Here is a 2,171-nt window from a genome sequence, read left to right as displayed (position 1 = left end):
CTCGCCGATCCTCTACCCGGTCGTGATCGTGAGCTTCGCCGGCATGGCGTACCTCGAGTTCCACCGCGGGTGGAAGGTCGCGACCCGATACTTCGTCATCGGCCAGATCGGCACCGTGCTGGTCGCGGCTCTCATCGTGTGGCTGCTCGCGATGACCGGGTGGCCGTGGGCCGTGGCGCAGTCGCATCACCTCGACGTCGGCCCCTCGGGCGGCACGATGGCGTGCATCGCGGCAGCCGTCGGGCTCTTCCGCCCGCCCTGGCGGGTGCGCGCCTGGCTCGTGCTGCTCGCCTTCGTCGGTGTGACGATGGTCTTCTGGGGCAACCTCGGCGATCTCGAGCACGCCGTGTCGGTCATCGGCGTGCTGATCGTCGACCGGTCGCTGCGCCTGCGCAAGGCGTCGCTGCGCGAGAAGCGCTTCATCGCCTTCGTCGCCGTCCTGGCGCTCGGGGCGCTCGAGATCATCGTTCTCGTGGTGCCGACAGCGGGCATGTTCGGCAGTACGACGCCGGACCCCGGTCCGATCCTCGATGTGACGGTCGACGTCGTGGTGATCGTGCTGATCGCTCGCGGCCTGCTGCGCGGCCGGCGCTGGACGTGGTGGGTCGCCGCGGTCTTCGCGGGCGGCAACATCCTCGCCGTGGTCTTCGTGCTCATCGGCGCCGAACTGGTCGGGTGGAGCGAGGTGACGGACGCGATCTCCGGCGATCCCGCCCTGACGATCGTGAGCGGGGTGCTGTGGGCGTTGCTCCTCGTCTACCTGCTCATCGAGCGGCGTGCGTTCCGCGCGGGGCGCGGCACCCGCCTGTCGGCCCTGCCTCCGCCCACGCGGGCGGAGGTGCGACGCGCCCTTCATCGGGACGGCGGCGGCACTCTGTCATGGATGGCCACGTGGGACGCCAACTCGACGGTGCGGACGGCGACGGGCGGGATGCTCACCTACCAGCGGCGCAACGGAGTGGCCCTGGCGCTCGGCGATCCGTTCGGCCCGCCGAGCGACGCCCCGGGTGTGGTCGACGCGTTCGTCGACGGTGCGGAGCACGCCGGTCTCGTGCCGTGCTTCTTCAGCGCGAGCGAGTCGACCCGCGCGCTGCTCCCGCCCAGCTGGAGGAGCCTGGTGGTCGCCGCCGACACGATCGTCGATCTTCCGGGGCTGCAGTTCACGGGCAAGAAGTGGAACTCGGTGCGCACGTCCCTCAACCGTGCCGACCGCGAGCAGGTCGAGTTCCGCATGACGCACCTCGTGCACGAGTCCTGGGGCGTGCGCCAGCAGATCCGTGCGATCTCCGAGGAATGGCTCGGCGACAAGGACCTGCCCGAGATGGGCTTCACCCTCGGCAGCCTCATCGAGGCCGCCGATCCGGAGGTGCGGATCGCCCTGGCCGTGACGCCGTCGGGCGATGTCGACGGCTTCTTGTCCTGGCTGCCGGTGTACGGCGCTCAGGGTGTGGTTCGCGGGTGGACGCTCGACCTCATGCGCCGCCGCGAGGGCGGCTTCCCCTCGGTGATGGAGTTCCTCATCGGATCCTCCGCGCAGCAGTTCGAGGCGGAGGGCGCCGAGTTCATGTCACTGTCGGGTGCGCCGCTGGCCCACGATCTCCCGCAGGAGGCCGGCGGCCTCGCCGCGCTGGGCGACCGGCTGGCCGAATCGCTCGAGCCCGTCTACGGATTCCGCTCTCTGCAACGCTTCAAGCAGAAGTTCCATCCCCGCCACGAGCCGCTCTACCTGCTCTACCGCGACGAGAGCGACCTCACCCGCATCGGTCTCGCCCTCGTGCGCGCGTTCCTGCCGACCGCGACGCTGCGTCAGCTCGCGGCGGCGGGGGTGGACGTCGTGCGCGCCGGCTGAGCCCGAACATGACGAGGGGACGGGATGCCGCGGCATCCCGTCCCCTCGAACGCTTCGGTCAGAGCGCGCGAATGCTCGCCGCCTGCAGTCCCTTGGGACCCTGTTCGACCTCGAACTCGACCCGCTGGTTCTCTTCGAGCGAGCGGTATCCGTTTCCCTGAATGGCCGAGTAGTGCGCGAAGACGTCGGCGCCGCCCTCATCAGGAGCGATGAAACCGAAACCCTTCTCCGAGTTGAACCACTTGACCGTACCCGTCGTGCTCATGAACTGCCGTTCTCTACTGCAACCGGCGCCCAGTGCACCGGTGTTCGCTTCACGCTA

2 protein-coding genes are annotated in these 2,171 nt (G+C 69.5%); one reads left to right on the top strand and one right to left on the bottom strand.

What is annotated here, in order from left to right:
* Positions 1-1,849: bifunctional lysylphosphatidylglycerol flippase/synthetase MprF (locus ASG00_RS00835; protein ID WP_235559020.1), on the top strand; the 1,849-nt coding region annotated here is incomplete at its 5' end.
* Positions 1,850-1,907: 58 nt separating this feature from the next.
* Here the strand turns inward: ASG00_RS00835 and ASG00_RS00830 are convergent.
* A complete protein-coding gene (locus ASG00_RS00830; protein WP_045247932.1) occupies positions 1,908-2,114 on the bottom strand; it encodes a cold-shock protein in 207 nt (68 codons plus the stop codon).
* Positions 2,115-2,171: the final 57 nt, after the last annotated feature.

The sequence above is a fragment of the Microbacterium sp. Leaf351 genome, from assembly GCF_001423825.1.
Classification (GTDB): domain Bacteria; phylum Actinomycetota; class Actinomycetes; order Actinomycetales; family Microbacteriaceae; genus Microbacterium; species Microbacterium ginsengisoli.
This window is presented reverse-complemented; position numbering and strand designations above follow the sequence as displayed.